Source organism: Pseudomonas sp. Irchel 3H3 (assembly GCF_900187635.1).
Taxonomy (GTDB): domain Bacteria; phylum Pseudomonadota; class Gammaproteobacteria; order Pseudomonadales; family Pseudomonadaceae; genus Aquipseudomonas.
Map to the genome: position 1 here is coordinate 25,998 of NZ_FYEC01000030.1, position 20,431 is coordinate 46,428.

19 protein-coding genes are annotated in these 20,431 nt (G+C 62.5%); 8 read left to right on the forward strand and 11 right to left on the reverse strand.

Annotated elements, in window-relative coordinates; translation table 11 throughout:
- Nucleotides 1–227: 227 nt before the first annotated feature.
- From CKW24_RS23505 to CKW24_RS23515, 3 genes are read left to right on the forward strand one after another with little or no spacing between them, the layout of a single operon-like run.
- Nucleotides 228–1,826 carry an ABC transporter permease gene (locus CKW24_RS23505; protein ID WP_095170656.1) on the forward strand — a complete coding sequence of 533 codons (1,599 nt, stop codon included), beginning with the start codon at nucleotides 228–230 and terminating at the stop codon, nucleotides 1,824–1,826.
- Nucleotides 1,823–2,638, forward strand: coding sequence for an ABC transporter ATP-binding protein (locus CKW24_RS23510; protein ID WP_095170657.1), 816 nt, complete (start codon nucleotides 1,823–1,825; stop codon nucleotides 2,636–2,638). The genes CKW24_RS23505 and CKW24_RS23510 overlap by 4 nt, the downstream gene beginning before the upstream one ends.
- A gap of 13 nt (nucleotides 2,639–2,651) precedes the next feature.
- Nucleotides 2,652–4,262: an arylsulfatase gene (locus CKW24_RS23515; RefSeq protein ID WP_095170659.1), complete on the forward strand. Its 1,611-nt coding sequence runs from the start codon at nucleotides 2,652–2,654 to the stop codon at nucleotides 4,260–4,262.
- Nucleotides 4,263–4,392: 130 nt separating this feature from the next.
- Here CKW24_RS23515 and CKW24_RS23520 read toward each other — a convergent pair whose 3' ends face one another.
- Entirely contained in the window at nucleotides 4,393–5,466 is a 1,074-nt protein-coding gene (locus tag CKW24_RS23520; protein ID WP_095170661.1) for a fatty acid desaturase, read from the reverse strand.
- 100 nt (nucleotides 5,467–5,566) lie between these two features.
- Here CKW24_RS23520 and CKW24_RS23525 point away from each other — a divergent pair, with 100 nt between their 5' ends.
- Nucleotides 5,567–6,571, forward strand: coding sequence for an AraC family transcriptional regulator (locus CKW24_RS23525; RefSeq protein WP_095170662.1), 1,005 nt, complete (start codon nucleotides 5,567–5,569; stop codon nucleotides 6,569–6,571).
- Between the two features lie 6 nt (nucleotides 6,572–6,577).
- On the opposite strand, the gene CKW24_RS23530 is transcribed toward CKW24_RS23525, so the two are convergent.
- Both CKW24_RS23530 and CKW24_RS23535 read right to left on the reverse strand, forming a co-directional pair.
- A complete protein-coding gene (locus CKW24_RS23530; protein WP_095170664.1) occupies nucleotides 6,578–6,943 on the reverse strand; it encodes a response regulator in 366 nt (121 codons plus the stop codon).
- Nucleotides 6,944–7,031: 88 nt separating this feature from the next.
- Nucleotides 7,032–7,718, reverse strand: a complete 687-nt coding sequence (locus tag CKW24_RS23535; RefSeq protein ID WP_095170666.1) for a Crp/Fnr family transcriptional regulator — start codon at nucleotides 7,716–7,718, stop codon at nucleotides 7,032–7,034.
- A gap of 85 nt (nucleotides 7,719–7,803) precedes the next feature.
- Here CKW24_RS23535 and CKW24_RS23540 point away from each other — a divergent pair, with 85 nt between their 5' ends.
- The gene (locus CKW24_RS23540; protein WP_095170667.1) at nucleotides 7,804–8,325 is read left to right on the forward strand and encodes a DUF962 domain-containing protein; all 522 of its coding nucleotides are present in this window, start codon (nucleotides 7,804–7,806) and stop codon (nucleotides 8,323–8,325) included.
- 11 nt (nucleotides 8,326–8,336) lie between these two features.
- Here the strand turns inward: CKW24_RS23540 and CKW24_RS23545 are convergent, their stop codons facing one another.
- The gene (locus tag CKW24_RS23545; protein ID WP_095170705.1) at nucleotides 8,337–10,094 is read right to left on the reverse strand and encodes a hybrid sensor histidine kinase/response regulator; all 1,758 of its coding nucleotides are present in this window, start codon (nucleotides 10,092–10,094) and stop codon (nucleotides 8,337–8,339) included.
- A 30-nt stretch (nucleotides 10,095–10,124) separates the two neighbouring features.
- On the opposite strand from CKW24_RS23545, the gene CKW24_RS23550 reads away from it, so the two are divergent.
- Nucleotides 10,125–10,781 (forward strand): response regulator transcription factor, encoded by a 657-nt coding sequence (locus CKW24_RS23550; protein ID WP_095170669.1) that lies wholly within the window; start codon nucleotides 10,125–10,127, stop codon nucleotides 10,779–10,781.
- Nucleotides 10,782–10,956: 175 nt separating this feature from the next.
- Nucleotides 10,957–11,577, forward strand: coding sequence for a LysE family translocator (locus tag CKW24_RS23555; protein ID WP_095170671.1), 621 nt, complete (start codon nucleotides 10,957–10,959; stop codon nucleotides 11,575–11,577).
- A gap of 27 nt (nucleotides 11,578–11,604) precedes the next feature.
- Here CKW24_RS23555 and CKW24_RS23560 read toward each other — a convergent pair whose 3' ends face one another.
- The 6 genes from CKW24_RS23560 to dibA all read right to left on the reverse strand — a co-directional run bounded on the left by CKW24_RS23560 (nucleotide 11,605) and on the right by dibA (nucleotide 17,806).
- A complete protein-coding gene (locus CKW24_RS23560) occupies nucleotides 11,605–12,594 on the reverse strand; it encodes a sulfate/molybdate ABC transporter ATP-binding protein (protein WP_095170673.1) in 990 nt (329 codons plus the stop codon).
- Nucleotides 12,595–12,597: 3 nt separating this feature from the next.
- The gene (cysW, locus tag CKW24_RS23565; RefSeq protein ID WP_095170675.1) at nucleotides 12,598–13,470 is read right to left on the reverse strand and encodes a sulfate ABC transporter permease subunit CysW; all 873 of its coding nucleotides are present in this window, start codon (nucleotides 13,468–13,470) and stop codon (nucleotides 12,598–12,600) included.
- Nucleotides 13,471–13,483: 13 nt separating this feature from the next.
- Nucleotides 13,484–14,302, reverse strand: a complete 819-nt coding sequence (gene cysT, locus CKW24_RS23570) for a sulfate ABC transporter permease subunit CysT (protein ID WP_095170677.1) — start codon at nucleotides 14,300–14,302, stop codon at nucleotides 13,484–13,486.
- Nucleotides 14,303–14,372: 70 nt separating this feature from the next.
- A complete protein-coding gene (locus CKW24_RS23575; RefSeq protein WP_095170679.1) occupies nucleotides 14,373–15,386 on the reverse strand; it encodes a sulfate ABC transporter substrate-binding protein in 1,014 nt (337 codons plus the stop codon).
- Nucleotides 15,387–15,456: 70 nt separating this feature from the next.
- Complete coding sequence (gene oscA, locus CKW24_RS23580; RefSeq protein ID WP_095170681.1) at nucleotides 15,457–15,639, reverse strand: sulfur starvation response protein OscA; 183 nt, start codon at nucleotides 15,637–15,639, stop codon at nucleotides 15,457–15,459.
- A gap of 247 nt (nucleotides 15,640–15,886) precedes the next feature.
- Nucleotides 15,887–17,806 (reverse strand): phosphodiesterase DibA, encoded by a 1,920-nt coding sequence (dibA, locus tag CKW24_RS23585; RefSeq protein WP_095170683.1) that lies wholly within the window; start codon nucleotides 17,804–17,806, stop codon nucleotides 15,887–15,889.
- A 146-nt stretch (nucleotides 17,807–17,952) separates the two neighbouring features.
- Between dibA and desA the strand changes: the two genes are divergently transcribed.
- Nucleotides 17,953–19,131: a delta-9 fatty acid desaturase DesA gene (gene desA / locus CKW24_RS23590; RefSeq protein WP_095170685.1), complete on the forward strand. Its 1,179-nt coding sequence runs from the start codon at nucleotides 17,953–17,955 to the stop codon at nucleotides 19,129–19,131.
- A 60-nt stretch (nucleotides 19,132–19,191) separates the two neighbouring features.
- On the opposite strand, the gene CKW24_RS23595 is transcribed toward desA, so the two are convergent.
- On the reverse strand, nucleotides 19,192–20,406 hold the full coding sequence (locus CKW24_RS23595; RefSeq protein ID WP_095170687.1) for a response regulator: 1,215 nt from the start codon (nucleotides 20,404–20,406) through the stop codon (nucleotides 19,192–19,194).
- Between the last annotated feature and the right edge of the window lie 25 nt (nucleotides 20,407–20,431).

Sequence of the window (20,431 nt, forward strand, 5' to 3'; positions counted from 1 at the left end):
AATACTAAAAATTCACATTTTAATAACCAAAACGCATACACCAGCCAAAACGCTGCTCTCAGCGCGGTATGCAGCAACAGCATCAAAAATATTCTTCGAATGCATTGGATGCGTGGCAGGGACAGGCCTTAAATGGCCTCTCTTATCTCCCAATAGCATTGATTTTATTTTTAATAGATCAAATTCACATAAAAAGACTTTGCCCATCCCGACAACGGAGATCACCCATGGCCCGTGTTTCCCTGCTGACCCTGCCACTGGCCGCCCCGCCGTTGAACCCGCGCCGGCTGTGGCCGAACCTCAGCCAGCGCGTCCTGCCCTGGCTGCTGCCTCTGGGCCTGTTTGCCCTGTGGTGGCTGGCTAGCCGCAATCAGTGGATGAGCGAGCAGATCCTGCCACCGCCGACGCTGGTCTGGAGCAGCGCGGTGGAACTGGCGGGTGGTGAGTTGTGGAGTCATCTGGCGATCAGCCTGCAGCGCCTGTTCTGGGGCCTGCTGGCGGGGATCAGCGCGGGTGCCGTTCTGGGCGCCGCACTGGGTTTCAGCCGGCGCCTGGAGCGCCTGGTGTTCCCCACTTTCGCTGCCTTGGCGCAGGTGCCGACCTTGGCCTGGATCCCGCTGTTCATGGTGTTTTTCGGCATCGGTGAAGTGTTGAAACTGGTGGTCCTGATCAAGGCCATCGTAGTCCCCGTAACCCTGCACACCTTGGTCGGGGTGCGTGACGCGCAGCCGAAATTGCGTGAGGCCGCCGCCGTGTTGCGCCTGCCCCGTCACCTGTTGATCCGCCGCCTGGTCCTGCCGGCGGCCCTGCCGGCCTTCATGGCTGGGGTACGCCTGGCGCTGGCGGCCGGCTGGACCTCCTTGCTGGCGGTCGAGTTGCTGGCTTCGAGCGAAGGCATCGGTTACCTGATGGTCTGGGCGCGCCAACTGTTCATGCTCGACATCGTGTTCGTGTGCATCGTGGTGATCGGCGTGATTGGCGTGGCCATGGATCGCGGCATCGGCCTGCTGGACCGCAAGCTGGTGCACTGGCCACACCCACCCACCGCACAGATTACCCGGGGCCCGCGCTACCAGGGCTGGCAACGCCTGCAACCCTGGCTGCTGCCGCTGGCCTTGCTGGTGGTGTGGCAGGTGGCGACGGATCAGGCGTGGGTCGATGCCAATATCCTGGTCAGCCCCTGGACCGTGCTGCTCACCGCCGTGGGCGGCCTGGGCGATGGCACGCTGCTGGGGGGCATGGCCCTGAGCCTGAGCCGGACCCTCGGCGGATTGCTGCTGGGCGGGAGCCTGGGCTTTGCACTGGGCCTGTTGCTCGGCTTGTCATCGTTCAGTGAGCGCTTGCTCGGGCCGAGCCTGGCCGCCATCCGGCAGATCGCCATTTTCGCCTGGGTACCGCTGCTCACCGCCTGGTTCGGCCTGGGGGAAGCGGCCAAGTATGTGTTCGTTGCCCTCGCCGCGTTCTTTCCATTGTTCATCGCCACCCAGCGCAGCGTTGCCAATCTCTCGCCGCACCTCGATGAAGCGGCGCGGGTGTTGCGCCTGAACCTGCGCCAGCGTTTGCGGCGACTGATCCTGCCGGGGGCCGCCCCGGGGATCTTCGCCGGGCTGCGCCTGAGCCTGATCTATGCCTGGCTCGGGACCATCGGCGCTGAGTACTTCATGCCGTCCAACGGCGGCATCGGCAGCCAGATGATCGGCGCCCAGCAACTGCTGCGCATGGACCTGATCATGGCCGGCATGCTCCTGGTCGGCCTGACCGGTGCCCTGCTCAACCTGCTTGGCCAACTCCTTGAAACCCGCGCTACGCGCTGGAGGCACGCATGACCGCTCCGATTGTCAGCTTCAACCACGTGGGCAAGACCTTCGACGTCGATGGCGTCGAACTGGAAGCGATCCACGAATTCAACCTGGACATCGCCGAGGGCGAGTTTGTCGCGATTGTCGGCTCCAGCGGCTGCGGCAAGTCCACCCTGCTGCGCTTGCTGGTGGGACTGGACACGCAATTTCGCGGGCACATCAGCGTCGACGGCAAGGCCGTGACCGGGATCGGCGGCGAGCGCGGCATCGTGTTCCAGGAACACCGCCTGTTTCCCTGGCTGACGGTCGAGGAAAACATCGGCCTGGGCTTGGTCAACGAACCGTTGAGCGCGGCGCAACGGCAACGGCGGATCGCTGATTTCATAACCCTGGTCGGGCTCAGCGACTTCACCCGCGCCTACCCGCACCAGCTCTCGGGCGGCATGGCGCAACGGGTGGCGATCGCTCGCGGGCTGGTGGCCAGCCCACGGATCCTGTTGCTCGACGAACCCTTTGGCGCCCTTGACGCACTGACCCGCCAGCAGATGCAGGATGAGCTTCTGGCGATCCGCCGCCGGGCCAGGATCACCACGGTGCTGGTCACCCACGATGTCGAGGAAGCGATCTTCCTCGCCGACCGGGTGGTGGTCATGGAGCCGCGCCCCGGGCGCATCAAGCAGGTGGTCAACATCAGCCTGCCCCACCCGCGCCAGCGCAGCAGTTTCGACTTCCATCAACTGCGCGAAGAGTTGCTGCACGAATTGACCAGCGACGACCACTACCAACCGCCCGTCCCCGAGCAGATCCGCAACCTGCCGCTGACGTTCATTGCTTGCTAACGAGGAGTCCCTGATGCCGCAACGTCCCAATTTCCTGGTAATCCTGGCCGACGACCTGGGGTTCTCCGACCTCGGCGCCTTCGGCGGTGAAATCGCCACGCCGAACCTCGACGCCCTGGCGAACAACGGCTTGCGCCTGACCGATTTTCATACCGCACCAACCTGCTCGCCGACCCGCTCGATGCTGCTCACCGGCACCGACCACCACATCGCCGGTATCGGCACCATGGCCGAAGCGCTGACGCCCGAGTTGATCGGCAAGCCGGGCTACGAAGGCTACCTCAACGACCGTGTGGTGGCCTTGCCCGAACTGCTGCGCGAGGCTGGCTACCAGACGCTGATGAGCGGCAAATGGCACCTGGGCCTGACCGCCGAACTGGCGCCCCATGCCCGTGGTTTCGAGCGTTCGTTCTCGTTGCTGCCAGGGGCGGCCAACCACTACGGTTTTGAACCGACCTACGATGAGCAGACCCCCGGCCTGTTGAAATCGACGCCAGCGCTGTACATCGAAGACGATCGATTCATCGACCAGTTGCCCAAGGATTTCTATTCTTCCGATGCCTTCGGCGACAAGTTGCTGCAGTACCTCAAGGAGCGTGACCAGAGCCGGCCGTTCTTCGCCTACCTGCCGTTTTCCGCGCCACACTGGCCGTTGCAGGCACCGGCCGAGGTGGTGGAGAAATACCGTGGCCGCTATGACGCCGGCCCCGAAGTGCTGCGCCAGGAACGCCTGGAAAAGCTCAAGGCCCTGGGCCTGATCGACGCCGATGTCGAACCGCATCCAGTGCTCGCGCTCAGCGCCCAATGGGAAGCCCTGAGCGACGAACAGCGGCAGGTATCCGCGCGGGCCATGGAGGTCTACGCGGCGATGGTCGAACGCATGGACTGGAACATCGGCCGGGTGGTCGACTACCTGCGCAACCAGGGCCAGCTGGACAACACCTTTATCCTGTTCATGTCCGACAACGGAGCCGAAGGCGCGTTGCTCGAAGCGTTTCCCAAGTTCGGCCCGGAGCTGCTGACCTACCTCAACCAGCATTACGACAACAGCCTGGACAACATTGGCCGCGCCAACTCCTACGTCTGGTATGGGCCGAACTGGGCGCAGACTGCCACCGCGCCATCACGCCTGTTCAAGGCCTTCACCACCGAAGGCGGGATCCGCGTGCCGGCGCTGGTGCACTACCCGGCGCTTGCGCTCAAGGGGCGGATCAGCCATGGATTTTCCACGGTGATGGATATCACCCCGACCATTCTCGACCTGGCCGGCGTACGCCATCCGGGTAAAGTCTGGCGCGGCAAGCAGGTGGCCGAGTTGCGCGGTAAATCGTGGCTGGGGTTCCTGTCTGGCGAGACCACCCAGGTCCACGACGAGCACACGGTGACTGGCTGGGAACTGTTCGGTCGGCGGGCGATTCGCCAGGGACAATGGAAGGCGGTGTACATCCCCGGGCCCGTCGGGCCGGCAACCTGGCAGCTGTATGACCTGGGCAGCGACCCGGGGGAAATCCACGACCTGGCAGCGAGCCAGCCCGACAAGCTCAGCGCGCTGATCGGGCATTGGCAGAGGTATGTGGAGGAGACCGGGGTGATCCTCAGCGCTTCACCGTTCCAGCCGGACTGAAGTGGCCTGACACACCGCCATCGCGGGCGAGCCCGCTCCCACAATGGTTGTTGGGGCTAGCTTTTTTGCATACACCCCCTCCATTTGTGGGAGCGGGCTTGCCCGCGATGGAGCCATTACAGACAACCCATCAAGCCCGCACGGTACGCACTTCTTCCCCCGCCACCTGCTCCTTGCGGGTAAACCGGTTGGCGCGGCCGAAGGTCCCGAAATCATTGAACCGCACCCCCATCTCACGCATCACCTTATGTGCCACCGGCACAGTCAACTGGCGGATGTAGAACGGCTCCTTGACCACAAAATGGTGAATGCCGTGGCTGCTGCCGAAGTTGCAGCAGAACGCTTGCATCGGCCACATCCACCACGGGTTGAGCACCTGGGTCTGCTGGATCACGTTACCGGCCTCGATATCGCCGTAATAGTGCATGTTCGAACTGACGAAGTGCAGGCAGAAGGTGCGCAGCACGTTGGGACCAATGATCACCACCACGGCGATATCGATCACCTGCATCACCGCCAGGGTGCTCGCTGACCACTCCACCGCAGTGCCCATCAGCCAGGCGATGCCGTTGATCCCATGAAAGCCGAGGAACACGTACCAGGCGCCCCAATGCAGCAGTGCCAGCGGCGCATAGACCTTGAGGCTGCGCTGGACAATGCTCAGCTTGTGCGCCCAGGTCTTGGCTCGCAGCATGCGGATAAAGGCCGACATCAGGTTATCGCCGACCATCAGCAACCGAGCGATGCCCCATGGCTCACCGTTGGTGATGGCGCGCTCTTCCATGTCGCTCTCGGTGCCGGATACCTTGTGGTGATTGAGGTGCAGGTGACGGCGGATCCACGGGTTGATGGTGCTCGGGCGTGCCAGCCAGACCAGTCCCATCATCAGGTTGTGCGGCAGCCGCTGCTTGCGAAAGTACATGCTGTGGATCAGGTCGTGCTCCAGCTCATGGGTCAGCGAGGCAAAAAAAGCGTTGAGCAGCAGGCACACCCACCAGGCCATGTGCCCGCTGATGTACAGCGCCGCCGAACCGACCATCCCGGCCAGGGCAAAGGCCAGGATGCCGGCGCCAAGCGCATCCTGATGCAGCAGGAGCGGGTAACGCTGGCGCAGCTCGACGCCCTTGGCGAGCACCACTTCACGAATATGCGCCGATCGTTGTTGTGCATTCAGGCGTTCGGGACTTGCAGAAGTACCGTGCATGCTTCCATCCTCTGGTTATTGATGTTCGCATCCTGCCCTGTGCGGTCGCGTTGGGCGCTAGCTGTGAACGCCAACCTGTTGACCGGAAGCGCCAATCATCATGATTGAACCCACCTCACTCGCCAGCTGGACCCGCGCCCTGCGCAAACAACTCGATGCCCTGGGCTTCGACAGCGATGTGCTGTGCCGGCAAGCCGGGCTCGACCCACAATTGATGGACGACCCCAACGCGCGGTATCCACTCTCGGCCACCACGCGCCTGTGGGAACTGGCCGTCCAGGCCAGTGGCGACCCGGCGATCGGCCTACGGGTCTCGCGGTTCGTCAGCCCGACCACTTTTCACGCACTGGGCTATGCGCTGGTGGCGAGTGGCAGCCTGCGCGAAGTGTTCGAGCGCATCGTGCGTTATCACCAGGTCGTCAGTGATGCCCTCGAACTGCACTTGAGCCGGGCTGAGGACCGCTACTGCTTCACCCTCAAAGTCCCCGCCGACAGCCCGGCGCCGGCTCCAGAAGCCCTCGATGCCTTCGCCGCGATCTATGTGCGCACCTGCCGCAACCGCCTGGGCCGCGAATACGCGCCACTGGCGGTGTACTTGCGGCGTGCGGAGCCGGCCGACCCCCATCCCTGGCACAAGGTGTTCCGCGCACCGGTGTACTTCGCCGCAGAAGAGGATCGCCTGGAGTTTTCCCTGGAGGATTTCGACAGTCACCTGGACGACGCCAACCCGGAACTGGCCGAGCACAACGAGACCGTGCTCAAGCGCACCCTGGCGCAACTCAAGCCACTGACCTGGGAGCGCAAGGTTCGCGACGCCATCGAGGAGCAACTGCCCGAAGGCGAACCCAGCGCCGAACGCATCGCCCAGGCCCTGCACCTGAGCCTGCGCAGCCTGCAACGGCACCTGGCGGACGAGGGCTGTCGCTTCGACACCCTGCTCAACGAAAGCCGCGAGAACCTGGCCCTGCTGCACCTGCGCGACCCGCAGTGCTCGTTGAGCGAAATCAGTTATCTGTTGGGATTCGCCGACACCAGCAGCTTCAGCCGCGCATTCAAGCGCTGGACCGGGATGACACCGGGGCAGTTTCGCGATGGGTTGCGCTGAAGACTGTCAGCGCCCGCGATCGCGGCGCAACAACTTGCGTACCCGCGCCACCAACTCGCTGTGGGTGAACGGCTTGAGCAGGTAGTCATCTTCATGCAGTTCCAGGCCACGCAAACGGTCCTCGATCCCGTCCTTGGTGGTCAGGAACAGTATCGGTGTCGCACCGAGCTGGCGGATCTGTTGCAACAGTTGCCAGCCGTTCAGGCCCGGCAGCATCACGTCGAGAATGATCAGGTCATATTCAACGGTCTCGATGAAACGCCGACCGGCCATGCCGTTGTCGGCCACATCCACCGTGTAGCTGGCTTCGCTCAGGCCCTGGGCCAGCGCCTTGGCGATTTCCGGCTCGTCTTCCACTAACAGCAATCGCATGGCACACCTCGAATATTCGTCGCTACAGGCTAGGCGCCTTGGCGGCCAAAGCCCATCACTAACGCTTATTTCGGATCAACCGAGCACGTCACGGCTGCACCAGCGCGCGCAACCGCTGGGCATCGAGGATCTCGATTGCACCGTAACCCAGGCTGAGAATGCCTTGGCTTTCCAGGTCCCGCAGGATCTGGTTGGTGGTCTGGCGCGACAATGACAGTAGCAACGCCAGTTGCTCCTGAGGCAGTTGCAGGACTCGCCGCGCCGGCTCGATCTCGCCATAGCCATCGGCGATCATCAGCAGTCGGTGCGCCACCCGGGCCGGGGCCGCCAGCAGGGTCAATTGTTCGAGGTTGATGAAGGTCAGGCGCAGTTTGTGGCTCATCAGCAGCGCCAGTTGCCGCCAGTGCTGCGGTTGCTGATCGAGATAGGCCAGCAATGCGGCCTGTGGCAGCTGCAACAAGGTGCAGGGCCCCACCGCGTAGGCATCATGGGTGCGTGGCTGGCCGTCGAACAGGCAGATTTCACCGAACCAGTGCGGCGCTTCGATCAGGCTCAACAACGCCTCCTTGCCCTGCTCGCTCACCGCCCCCACCCGCACCGCGCCCTCCAGTACGGCGTACAGGCCACAGGGTGCATCGCCGCGACCGAACAGGCGCTGCCCCGCGGACAAGTGCCGCACGCGCGCCAGGGACAGCAAGCTATCCTGAAGACAGGATGGCAGGTGGCTGAACCACTGCCCCTGCATCAGGCATGCACGCCAGGCCGGTATTTGCATGAAGACTCCACAGTGATTGTCGTCTGGCTGACAGAGCAACGACGGGCCTCCGGGCATGATCAACATCCCTACAGGAGGAATAACAATGAAAAGCCTGGTTGACCACCTCAGTCAATACGCCGCTTACCACCGTGACCCGCGCAATATCGCCAGCCACTTTATCGGGATTCCGTTGATTGTGGTGGCCGTCGCGGTGCTGCTGTCACGGCCGTCCTGGTCGGTGGCCGGGCTCTGGCTGTCGCCGGCAGTGCTCGTGGCCCTGGCCTCGGCGTGGTTCTACCTGCGCCTGGAAGTGCGCCTGGGCGTGCTCATGACGGCGCTGCTCGGCCTGTCCGTGTGGCTGGGCCAGGTCGTCGCGGTGCAAAGCACCGGGGTGTGGCTGGGCAGCGGCATCGGGCTGTTTGTGCTGGGTTGGGTGATCCAGTTTGTCGGGCATTACTACGAAGGACGCAAACCGGCGTTTGTCGATGATGTCAGCGGGTTGATCGTCGGGCCGCTGTTCGTGGTGGCCGAACTGGCATTCCTGCTGGGCCTGCGCCATGACCTCAAGGAGCAGATCGAGCAACGGGCAGGCCCGGTGCGCAGCATGACCCACGGCCGCGCCTGAGGCGGCGCAGTTCAACGGGCCATTCGAGCATCCAGGCAGGCCTTGAGGCTGTCACGCAAGACCGCCGCGTCGAGGGGTTTTTGCAAGACCCGGAAATTGCTCGCTGCGGTCTCTTGCTGGCACGCCTGTGAAGTGTCACCGGTAATGATGATCGCCGGCACGGCTTGATCGAGGTACTGCCGGGCGCGGCGGATCGCCTCCAGGCCGCTCATGCCGCTCAGGCGGTAGTCACTGAGGATCAGGTCCACCGTCGCCCGCCCCGTCTCGCTCGCTGCGCCATGCTGCTCACAGGCCTGCGCCACCGAGGCGCCCGCGTAGACCCTGTGACCCCAGACTTCCAGCAAATCGCGCAGGGCCTCCAGCACGCTGGGTTCATCGTCGATGATCAGAATGCCCAGGGCATTGTCCGAGCGTTGCAGCTGCGGCGCGATGGCTGGCCTGCTCGCCGGCGCCGCAAGCGGGACCCGAATCGAGAACATCGAACCACGCCCTGGCACCGAGACCAGGCGTGTTGCATGCCCCAGCAGGCGCGCGGTATGACGCACGATCGCCAGGCCCAGGCCGAGCCCTTGGCTGCGGTCGCGCTCGGGGTTATGCAACTGGACGAACTCTTCGAAAATCTGCCCGCGATACTCCGCTGCAATGCCCGGCCCGGTATCGAAGACCTGGATCTCCAACTGCCCGCCCCGTCGCCGACAGCCCAGCAGGACGCCGCCGCCATCGGTGTAGCGAAAAGCGTTGGACAGCAGGTTATCGAGGATGCGCTTGAGCAACACCGGGTCGGTGTCGACCCAATGGTGGTTGGGGTGGATTCGCCAGTGCAACTGGCGGGTGCGGGCGATGGCCTCGAATTCGTCGCCCAGGTCGATGAACAAGCGTTCCAGCGATACTGCTTCGCGCTTCACCACCACCACGCCAGCGTCCAGCCGCGAGATGTCCAGCAAGCCGTTGAGCAGGCTACCGAGATTGCCGATCACCGCGCCCAGGCGAGCCGCTACCTCACGCGCCTTGTCGGCCCGCACAGCGCCGCGCTCAGCCAGCGCCGCCAGGCCCGCGACAAACAGGCCCAGGGCATGGATAGGTTGGCGCAAGTCATGACTGGCAGCCGCCAGGAAACGCGATTTGGCTTGATCGGCAGCCTGCGCGCGATCACGCTCCTGCTCCAGGCGGCCAACCAGTTCGACGTTTTCCAGGCGCAAGCGGATGGTCTCGCACAGCGTGCGGTAGGTGACCCGGCTGTAATACAGATTGACCCCGGCCAGGCAGGCGAGAAAGAACAGGTAGATGGTGTAGGTTTCCCCCGAATGCAGCAGGCACTGCAGGGTGACGGGCAGCAGCATGGCCACCAGCGAACCGGCGTAGGCCGGCGGGAACGCCGACAGTGAGGGCACCGCTCCACACACCAGGCCGGTCAGCACCACGCAGGTGAACGCCAGCAACTGTGGATCGCCGGCGGCAAAGCCGACCCAGCCGAGCACACCCCAGAGCAGGCTCGACATCCACGACAGCGCCGATGCCCGCCAGGCCCACTGTTGCGCCTGGTGGTGGTCGATCCGTGGGGATTGGCTAAAGTAAGTTCGCGAGAGCAGCAGCCGGATAGCCGTCAGGCCGTACATCGCCAGGATCCAGCCAATGATCCAGCTCAAGGGCACGGCATGCCTGAACACATACGCCACCGGCAAGGGTATGACGAAGTTGGCAAACAGCACCGCGTAGGATTGTCGAAACAGCAGATCGACGAAATACTTGCGCTGGATAATCTCGGGCATGGCCAATCCCAATAAAAAGAGCGACTGAAAATGGAAGTGAAGCGCCTGAACGTCCTGATTGCCGATGACCATAGCATCGTGCGCGACGGCCTGAGATTTCTCCTGTCCACCCGCGATGATCTGCAGGTGGTCGGCGAGGCCGCCCACAGCGATGCGATCCTCAGCGTCCTGGCCCAACACCAGGTCGACCTGCTGCTCCTGGACCTGGGTATGCCGGGGGTCAACCGCCTGCAATTCATTCGCCAACTGCGCGCCGATTACCCGCGGTTGAAAATCCTCGTGCTGACCGCCAACGTCGAGTTGAGCACCATTCGCGGCGTGCTCGAAGCGGGCGTGCAGGGCTACGTCACCAAGGCCGACGAAAGCCATGAGCTGTTCGACGCCATCGATGCCATTCGCCTGAACCAGCGCTACCTGGCCGTGGCCGTGCGCTTCGCGGTGGAGGGCCATGGCAGCAGCACCCCCGACGCCCACCTGATAACCAGTGGCGGTGGGCTGACCCGCCGCGAGCAGCAGATCCTCGGTCTGGTCGCTTCGGGGCAGTCCGCGCACGACATTGCCGACGCCCTGCACATCAGCCCGTTGACCGTGCGCAAACACCGGGAAAACCTGATGCGCAAACTCGACCTGCACAACACCGCCGAACTGGCGGTGTACGCCGTCCGCCTCGGGCTGGCTGTGGGCTGAAGCATGCTGCGTTGCCCCGCGGGATAAAATACGACAACTGCCGTATTTCACCGCCTTTCCCCCCGCCCTAACCTTGCGACTCTGGTACTTCGCTGCTCGCACGACCTGCCCGGCCTTTCCCTCCAGCGTCTTCCAGAACCTGCCCGAAGGCATCACTCACTGGAAGAGCACCACCATGTCCCTGCATCTCTGGATTCCCTTCGCCACCGCCACCCTGGCCTTCGCCTGCATGCCAGGGCCGGCCATTCTGTACATGACCAGCCAGACCCTCGCCCACGGCCGGCGCGCCGGACTCAAGGCGGCGCTGGGTATTCACCTGGGTTGCTATGCGCACATTGCGGCAGCCACCTTCGGTTTGTCGGCGCTGCTGCATGCCGCGCCGATGGCGTTCGACGTGATCCGCCTGGCGGGCGCCGGCTATCTGATCTGGCTGGGGGGATCGATGATCGTCAAGAGTCGACAGGCCGCCACGACCGACACCCCGAAAGAGCCCGGGGTGCTGCGAGACAGTGTGGTGGTGGAAGTGCTCAACCCGAAAACCGCGCTGTTTTTCCTGACCTTCCTGCCGCAATTTGTCGACGTCACTGCCTCGGCACCGGTCTGGCTGCAGTTCCTGCTGCTGGGCAGCTTCGTCAATCTGGTGTTTTCCCTCGCCGACGTGGGCGCGGTGCTGGGCGCATCGCTGTTGCTCGGCCCCTTGTCCACGGCCGGCTGCCAGCGATTCGTGCCGCGTTTCAGCGGCACGATCCTGATCGGTCTGGGGTGTGTGCTGGTGCTGCAAAGCGGCTTGAAATGAACGTTGTGTAGCAGCTGTTACGGGCTGCTACAAGTTGGAGACTTTTTGCCAGACCTTGGGTTTGAAGAACAGGGTCTCGCCCTTGGCCAGGCCGGTCAGGCTGTCGTGGTCCTTGACCACTTCGGCCTCGATCAACTCACTCTGGCCTTCCACCTTCAAGGTCACCCGGGTGGTGGCGCCCAGGGGGCGAATGTCGCGGACTTCGGCGGCGTGATGGTCTTCCAGTTCATGGCGCGACAGTGACACTTCGTGGGGACGGAACAGCACGTGGTTGTCTTCACCCAGGTGCAGGCGGTTCGAGTCGCCGAGGAAGTGATAGACAAAATCGCTGGCCGGATTTTCGTAGACCTCACCCGGTGAGCCGATCTGCTCGATCACGCCCTTGTTCATCACCACGATTCGATCAGCGACTTCCATCGCCTCTTCCTGGTCGTGGGTAACGAATACCGAGGTCAGGTTGATGTCTTCGTGCAAGCGGGCCAGCCAGCGCCGAAGCTCCTTGCGGACCTTGGCATCCAGGGCCCCGAACGGCTCGTCGAGCAACAGCACCTTGGGTTCCACCGCCAAAGCGCGAGCCAGGGCGATCCGTTGGCGTTGCCCACCGGACAACTGCTCCGGATAGCGATCCGACAGCCAATCCAGTTGCACCATGTTCAACAGTTCATGGACCTTGGCGGCGATCTGGCTTTCGCTCGGGCGCTGGTTCTTCGGTTTCATCCGCAGGCCGAAAGCGACGTTGTCGAACACCGTCATGTGGCGAAACAGCGCGTAGTGCTGGAACACAAAACCGACGTTGCGATCGCGCACATCATGGCCGGAGACGTCTTCGCCGTGGAACACGATGTTGCCCTGGTCCGGGGTTTCCAGCCCGGCGATGATCCGCAGCAGGGTGGTCTTGCCACAGCCGGACGGGCCGAGCAAAGCCACCAGCTCGCCGCTCTGAATGTCCAGGCTGATATTGTCCAGCGCCTTGAACGCGTTGAAATTCTTGCTGACGTTACGCACTTCGATCGACATGAATTATTCCTCCGCGGCGCTGGCGCGCAGGCGGTTAATACGGTTTTCGCTCCACTGCTTGAGCAGCAGGATGAAGAGCGCCAGGATCAGCAACAGGCTCGCAACGGCAAACGCGGCGACGTGGTTGTACTCGTTGTAGAGGATCTCGACGTGCAACGGCAAGGTGTTGGTCACCCCGCGAATGTGCCCGGAAACCACCGACACCGCACCGAACTCGCCCATCGCCCGCGCGGTACACAGCACCACGCCGTAGATCAGGCCCCACTTGGTGTTCGGCACGGTGACATGCCAGAACATCTGCCAGCCGTTGGCGCCCAGCAAGCGCGCGGCTTCCTCTTCCTGCGTGCCCTGCTCCTGCATCAGCGGGATCAGCTCACGCGCGACAAAGGGCACGGTGACGAAGATTGTCGCCAGCACGATGCCCGGCAAGGCAAAGACGATCTGGATGTCATGGTCCTGCAGCCACGGCCCGAACAGGCCCTGGGCGCCAAACATCAGCACATAGACCAGGCCGGCGATCACTGGCGACACCGAGAACGGCAAGTCGATCAGGGTCACCAGCATGCTCTTGCCACGGAACGAATACTTGCTCACGCACCAGGCGGCACTGACGCCGAACACCAGGTTCAACGGCACCGAGATCAGTACTGCGATCACCGTGAGTTTCAGGGCGGACAAGGCGTCGGGCTCGAAGATCGCAGCGAAGAACGCGCCCAGGCCAAGTTTCAGGCCCTGGGACACCACGATGAACAGGGGCAGCAACAGGAACAGGGCGAAGATCAGCCAGCCGAGGACGATCAGGATCCGTCGTGAGCTGGCGCTGCCACGACGGGCAGCGTTGGCCGAGGAAGCGGCGCTAATAGACGATTGGGACATGGTTCGCGCCTCCTTATGGGGTTTCGATGCGCCGCTGCAACAGGTTGATCAGCAGCAACAGGACAAAGGAAACCACCAGCATCAACACGCCAATGGAGGTGGCGCCGGTGTAATCGTACTGGTCGAGCTTGACCATGATCAGCAGCGGCAGGATTTCGGTTTTCATCGGCATGTTACCGGCAATGAAAATCACCGAGCCGTACTCCCCGACACCCCGGGCAAATGCCAGGGCGAAACCGGTCAACCAGGCGGGCAACAAGGCCGGCAGCAGGATGTAGCGGAATACTTGCAAGGGTTTAGCCCCCAGGCATGCTGCCGCTTCTTCGATCTCACGCGGGATATCGGCCAATACCGGTTGTACTGTACGTACCACGAATGGAAGGGTCACGAACGTCAGGGCAAGGGTGATGCCCAGGGGGGTATAGGCAATCTTGAATCCCATGTCCGCTGCAAACTGACCCACCAAGCCATTGGGTGCGTACAGCGCCGTGAGCGCGATACCGGCCACCGCAGTGGGCAAGGCGAAGGGCAGGTCGATCATCGCATCGATGATTTTGCGTCCCGGGAAGGTGTAACGCACCAGCACCCAGGCCAGCAGCGTGCCGATGATGCCGTTGATGATCGCGGCACACAGCGCCGTGCCAAAGCTCAGTTGCAACGCCGCCAGCACCCGCGGTGCGGTGATGATGGTCCAGAACTGCTCCCAGGTAAGTTGAGCGGCGTGGACGAACATCGCCGCCAGGGGTATGAGCACAATCAGGCTGAGGTACACCAAGGTGTAGCCCAGCGTCAGCCCGAAGCCGGGTATGACGGGGGAGATACGACGCGACATAAAAGTCCTTGGTCAAGAACACAACAAAGCCCCGAAGGTAAATCCGGGGCTCGTTGATAGCAATTTAAGATTACTGTGCCTGGTAAATCTGGTCGAACACACCGCCATCATTGAAGAACTTCGGCTGGGCGGTTTTCCAGCCACCGAAGTCCTTGTCGATGGTTACCAGCTCCAGGGTCGGGAACTGCTTGGCGTACTTGGCAGACACGTCCTTGTCACGTGGACGATAGAAGTTCTTCGCCGCTATTTCCTGGCCTGCCGGGCTGTACAGGTGCTTGAGGTAGGCTTCGGCGATCTGCTCGTTGCCTTTTTTCTCGGCGTTCTTGTCGACCACCGCGACCGGCGGTTCGGCGAGGATCGACAGCGAAGGCACGACGATTTCGAACTTGTCTGCGCCGCCATCTTCCTTGAGCGCCAGGAAGGCTTCGTTTTCCCAGGCCAGCAACACGTCACCCTGACCGTTGTTGACGAAGGTGATGGTCGAGCCGCGAGCACCGGTATCGAGCACCGGCACGTGCTTGAACAGGGTCTGTACGTATTCCTTGGCCTTGGCTTCGTCGCCACCATTGGCCTTGAGACCGTAGGCCCAGGCTGCCAGGAAGTTCCAGCGGGCGCCGCCAGAGGTTTTGGGATTCGGGGTGATGACTTCAACACCGTTCTTGGTCAGGTCGCCCCAGTCCTTGATGCCTTTGGGGTTGCCCTTGCGCACCAGGAACACGATGGTCGAGGTGTAGGGAGTGCTGGCCTCGGGCAGACGCTTCTGCCAGTCAACAGGCAGGGTCTTGCCCAACTTGGCGATTTCGTCGATGTCACCGGCCAGCGCCAGGGTCACCACGTCGGCCCGCAGGCCATCGATCACCGCCCGCCCTTGCTTGCCGGAGCCACCATGGGACTGCTGGATCTTGACGTTGTCGCCGGCATGCTCCTTCTTCCAGAAGTTGATGAACTCTGCGTTGTAGTCCTGATACAGCTCACGCGTCGGGTCGTACGAAACGTTCAGCAACTCGTAATCCTTGGCAACCGCGGAACCGGCAAAAATGGCACTGGCCAGAGCGGCCAAAGCGTAACGGCGAATCGACGACATGGTGGAGCTCCTGAAATTTTTGGTGTTGGCTGTTCTTATGGATTTCTGGAAACGGGTTGCCAGCGACGCCTCAGCTCGGCTTGTTGCTCGGGTTCTGCAGGCGGAATTTTTCCTTGCGCTCGATCTGAACCACTTGGGCGTTGTGCACGGTGATCTCTACCGCACCAAAGCGCAGATCGCGCAGGGCGCTCTGGATCTCGCGCAAGATGGTGGCTTCGTCATGGCCGTCAACGCTACGTAGGGATGCGCTCATGGTGCTGCTCCTGAAATGAGAAGTGCCTCGCAGTGGCGGCACTGCTTGTGGCGTGAGAGCAATAGTAGATAGCCGTGGATATTCTTAAAAATACTATTTAAGAATGTTTATATAACTGAAAAGTATTTTTCGCCCAGACAAGGGCTTGCGTGGACTTCACGGTTTTGCCTGCCGTGTAATGGACCGCTGGCGCGGATACTTGATCACGCTGGGCTGCAGCGCAGCCCTTGGATGAAGCACCACCGCCTTAGCGGATCAGTGGTGCCCGCGCCCAATCCAGTTCATCTGCCGGCATGGGTCGCCCATACCAGTAGCCCTGGCCCAGGTCACAGCCGTGGTCGAGTAAAAACGCCGCCTGTTCGACGTGCTCGATGCCTTCGGCGTGCACCTGCATGCCCATGCTTTGCGCCAGGGCGATGATCACCCGCACGATAGCGGCATCGTCATCATCCCAGGGCAGTCCGGCGACAAAACCCTGGTCGATCTTGAGCTTCTGCACCGGCAGGCGCTTGAGCCGCAGCAGCGACGAATAGCCGGTCCCGAAGTCGTCGATGGCCAGGCGCACCCCCAACTCGCGTAGCCGGTGCATCTGCTCCAGGGCCACCTCCGGGTCGCCCATCACCGCGCTTTCCGTCACTTCCAGCTCCAGGCAGGCCGGATCCAACCCGGTGTCATGCAGCACTTGGGCGACGCGCTGATACAGCTCGCGTCGGGCGAACAGGCGGCTCGACACGTTCACCGCAATGAATGACAACACCACGCCAGCTTGCTGCCACGCGCACATCTGCTGACACGCCTGACGCATCACCCAGGCGTCGATGTCCGCGATCAGCCCGGTGCGCTCGGCAATCGGGATGAACTCGCTCGGCGGCACCAGGCCACGCTGCGGGTGCTGCCAGCGCACCAGCGCCTCGACGCCGATCAAGCGACTGCTCTGCAGGTCGTGCACGGGCTGGTAGTAGACCCGCAGCTCCTGCTGCTCCAGCGCCCGGCGCAGCTCGAAGGCGGTCTCGACCCGATGCTGGGCATGGGCCGTCAATTCCTCGGTGTACAAGGCATAATCGTTACGCCCGGCGCTCTTGGCCTTGAACAATGCCGAATCGGCATTGCGCAGCAACTGCTCGGCGCTCTGCGCGTCGCTGGGGAACAGGCTGATGCCGACACTGGCATTGATGAACAACTGATCGGCGTCGATCACGAAGGGCTCTTTCAGGCCGTCGATGATCCGTTGCGCCAGCGCCGCGGCCTGGACCAGTTGCCCACAGCTCTCCACCAGCACAGCAAACTCGTCGCCCCCCAGGCGCGCGAGGGTCACGCCGGGACCGAACATCTCGCGCAAGCGCGAAGCCACCGCCTTGAGCAGGCGATCGCCGACGTTGTGCCCCAGGCTGTCGTTGATCATCTTGAAATGATCGAGGTCGATCATCAGCAAGGCACAGCCGCGCTTGTGGATTTGCGCCGACGCCAGCGCCTGTTCGACACGATCGCCGAACAGCAGGCGATTGGGCAGGTCGGTCAGCGGGTCGTGATGCGCCAGGTGCTTGAGCTCGTGCTCGGAATCCTTGATCGCGCTGATATCGGAAAACACCGCCACGTAGTGGCTGAGCTGACCGCAGTCGTCACGGATCACCCGGATGGTTTGCCACTGGGGGAAAATCTCGCCGCTTTTGCGCCGGTTCCAGATCTCACCGCTCCACTGACCACCACGCCCGAGATCCTGAAACATCTTCTTATAAAAATCCGGCGGGTGATGACCGGACTTGAACAGGCTGGGCGTACGCCCCAGCACCTCGTCGGGCTGGTAACCGGTGATTTCCATGAAGGCGCGATTGACGTGGACAATCTTGCGCTGGCGATCGGTCACCAACACGCCTTCATGGGTGCAATCGAACACCGCCTGCGCCTGGCGCAATTGCGCACGGTCCTCAGTGCCCCGGCCCAACGCGGCTCCCCGACCGAGAAAACCCGGCCAGCGCCCACGCACCAGGACAATCAAGCCGGCACTGAGCAGCACCCAGACGTAACCGTTGATCAGTTGCCAGCGGGCTAGATGAGCGGAATCATCGAACAAATTGTTCAATAAACAACCAGTAATCCCCAACCACACGCAGGAAATCACCAGGTAAAGCAGCGCTGCACGCAATGCATCGCGATAAAAGGCAGGCATCCGGCCGTCCATGTCCCTACAAAAGTTCGGAATTATAGAATAAAGAAACATCCCGCCACTCTTATCTGAAAGGGTGACTGGTTTTATCTGTGTCCTGAGTGATAATGCGCGAGCTATTTTTTTCTTTATCGAGGGCCATATAGCCTATGTGGTACGAAGGTTTACTCGGCTTGTCGGCCTGGCAACTGGTGGCAGTCACCCTGTTAATGACCCACATCACCATCGTGGGTGTCACGGTTTACCTGCATCGTTACTCGGCCCATCGCTCTCTTGAGCTGAATGCCGGCCTGAAACACTTCTTCCGCTTCTGGCTGTGGCTGACCACGGCGCAGAACACCCGCGAGTGGACCGCTATCCACCGCAAGCACCACGCCAAGTGCGAAACCGTCGATGATCCCCACAGTCCGGTCATCAAGGGCCTGTCCACGGTCCTGCGCAAAGGTGCCGAGCTGTACCGCGCCGAAGCCGAGAACCCCGAGACCCTGCGCATCTACGGCAAGAACTGCCCCGAAGACTGGATCGAACGCAACCTGTACAGCCGCTACCCGTTGCTGGGTGTGGCACTCATGGGAGTGATCGACCTGCTGCTGTTCGGCACCATCGGCATCACCATCTGGGCGATCCAGATGATGTGGATCCCGTTCTGGGCCGCCGGCGTGATCAACGGCCTGGGCCATGCGATCGGCTACCGCAACTTCGAATGTCGCGACGCGGCGACCAACCTGGTGCCATGGGGCATCCTGGTGGGCGGCGAAGAGCTGCACAACAACCACCACACCTACCCCAACTCGGCCAAGTTGTCGGTGAAAAAGTGGGAGTTCGACCTCGGCTGGGCCTGGATCCAGCTGTTCAGCTTCCTGCGCCTGGCCAAGGTGCAGCGCGTTGCGCCCATTGCCCACCGCGTCGAAGGCAAGGGCAACCTGGACATGGACACCGCCATGGCGATTCTCAACAATCGTTTCCAGATAATGGCCCAGTACCGCAAGCTGGTGATCGGCCCGCTGGTCAAGCAAGAGCTGGAAAAGGTCGACCATTCGGTACGCCACCAATTCCATCGCGCCAAGCGCCTGCTCTCGCGGGAAACCAGCCTGCTGGATGAAAAGCATCACCTGCGCATCCAGACCATGCTCGAGCACAGCCAGGCACTGAAGGTCATCTACGAAAAACGCCTAGCCCTGCAGCAGATCTGGGTCAAGACCAGCTCCAACGGCCACGACATGCTGGCGGCCATCAAGGACTGGATCCACGAAGCAGAGGCCAGCGGGATTCAATCCCTGCGCGACTTCGCCCACCAGCTCAAGACCTACTCCCTGCGTCCGGCGTAAAGCCCCAAACCATAGATGTGGGAGCGCCGCCCGGCCCGCTCCCACAGGGCCTGCGCCAGATCAGGTCTTGCGCAGGCGCATCAGTTCCGGCAAACCGATCTTGAGCAAGCGTGCCGTTCGGCTTTTCGCCAGCTCCTCGACGCCCTCATGCTCCGTCAGGCGGGCCAACTGGGCGGCCATGTTCATCACCAGGGCTTCCCTGGAGTAAACCCCACCACCAAGCCGATAGACCGCGGCAATCAGCTCTCGCAGCTCCAGCGGCAGCCGCCAGCGGGTGCGCAGCGCCGAACCGTAGGCCGCTGCAAACGTCACCAGCGCCTCACCCACCTCCTGCTCGTCATCCAACTCGCCACCGGCCTGCTTCCACTCCTGCAGGCAGCGCAACAACGCCAGGTCGCCCAGGCAATGGAGCATGCCGGCGCAATAGCAGCGTTCCTGATCCAGATCGAGCAACCGCGCGAGCGTGCGGCCGTACTCAGCAGTGTGCAGCGACAGCTCCCAGTAGCGCTCGGCGTAGTCGGCCAGGCACGGGTCGCTCAACTTCGCACTGCGCTTGAGAGCAAGGCCCAGCACCAGGTTCATGCTTTGCCCGGTGCCAAGACGATGCAGGGCCTGGGACAGGGTCTGCACTCCCTCGCCCAGGTGCTGTGCAGCGCTGTTGGCCGCGGCGATCAGTACGGCGGTGATCTGCGGGTCCGTGCGCACCTCTTCTTCCAGCAACCTCAAGTCGAGGCCATTGGGATTCAGGCTGCGCTTGACCGCCAGTTGCACATCGGTCAGCAAGGGCGCGCCGTCTGCCAACTCGCGCCGACGCTCCAGGAAGGTCGCCAGGGTCATACCTGGGGCCAGCGCCGGCACATCGCAGGAGACCGTCTGCCCGGCGCTCAGCAACAGGCCCTGCAGGCGAAGCGTCAGGCCCTGCATGTTCAGCGGCTTGGTCAGGTACGCCGTGGGCGCCAGCGGGATCGCCTCGCGCACGCTGGCACTGTCGTTGCGGTGACTCATCAGAATAAACGGCAACGGCGGATGACGGCGGCGCTGGCGCACACTGCGCAACAAACCCAGGCCATCGACTCCCGGCAGCTCGCCATCGGCAATTACCAGGTCGTAGGGTTGCTCGGCCAGCAGTTGCAGGGCCTGCTGGCCGTCGGCACACAGGTCCAGCCGTGCGTCGCAGCGCACGTTCAACAACACCTGTTTGAGCAGGTCCCGCGACCAGGGATCGGCTTCGGCAATCAGCACGCGCGGCACGGCAGGTAAATCAACAGCGCTCATCAGGACACTCCGGGGCAATCCTTGC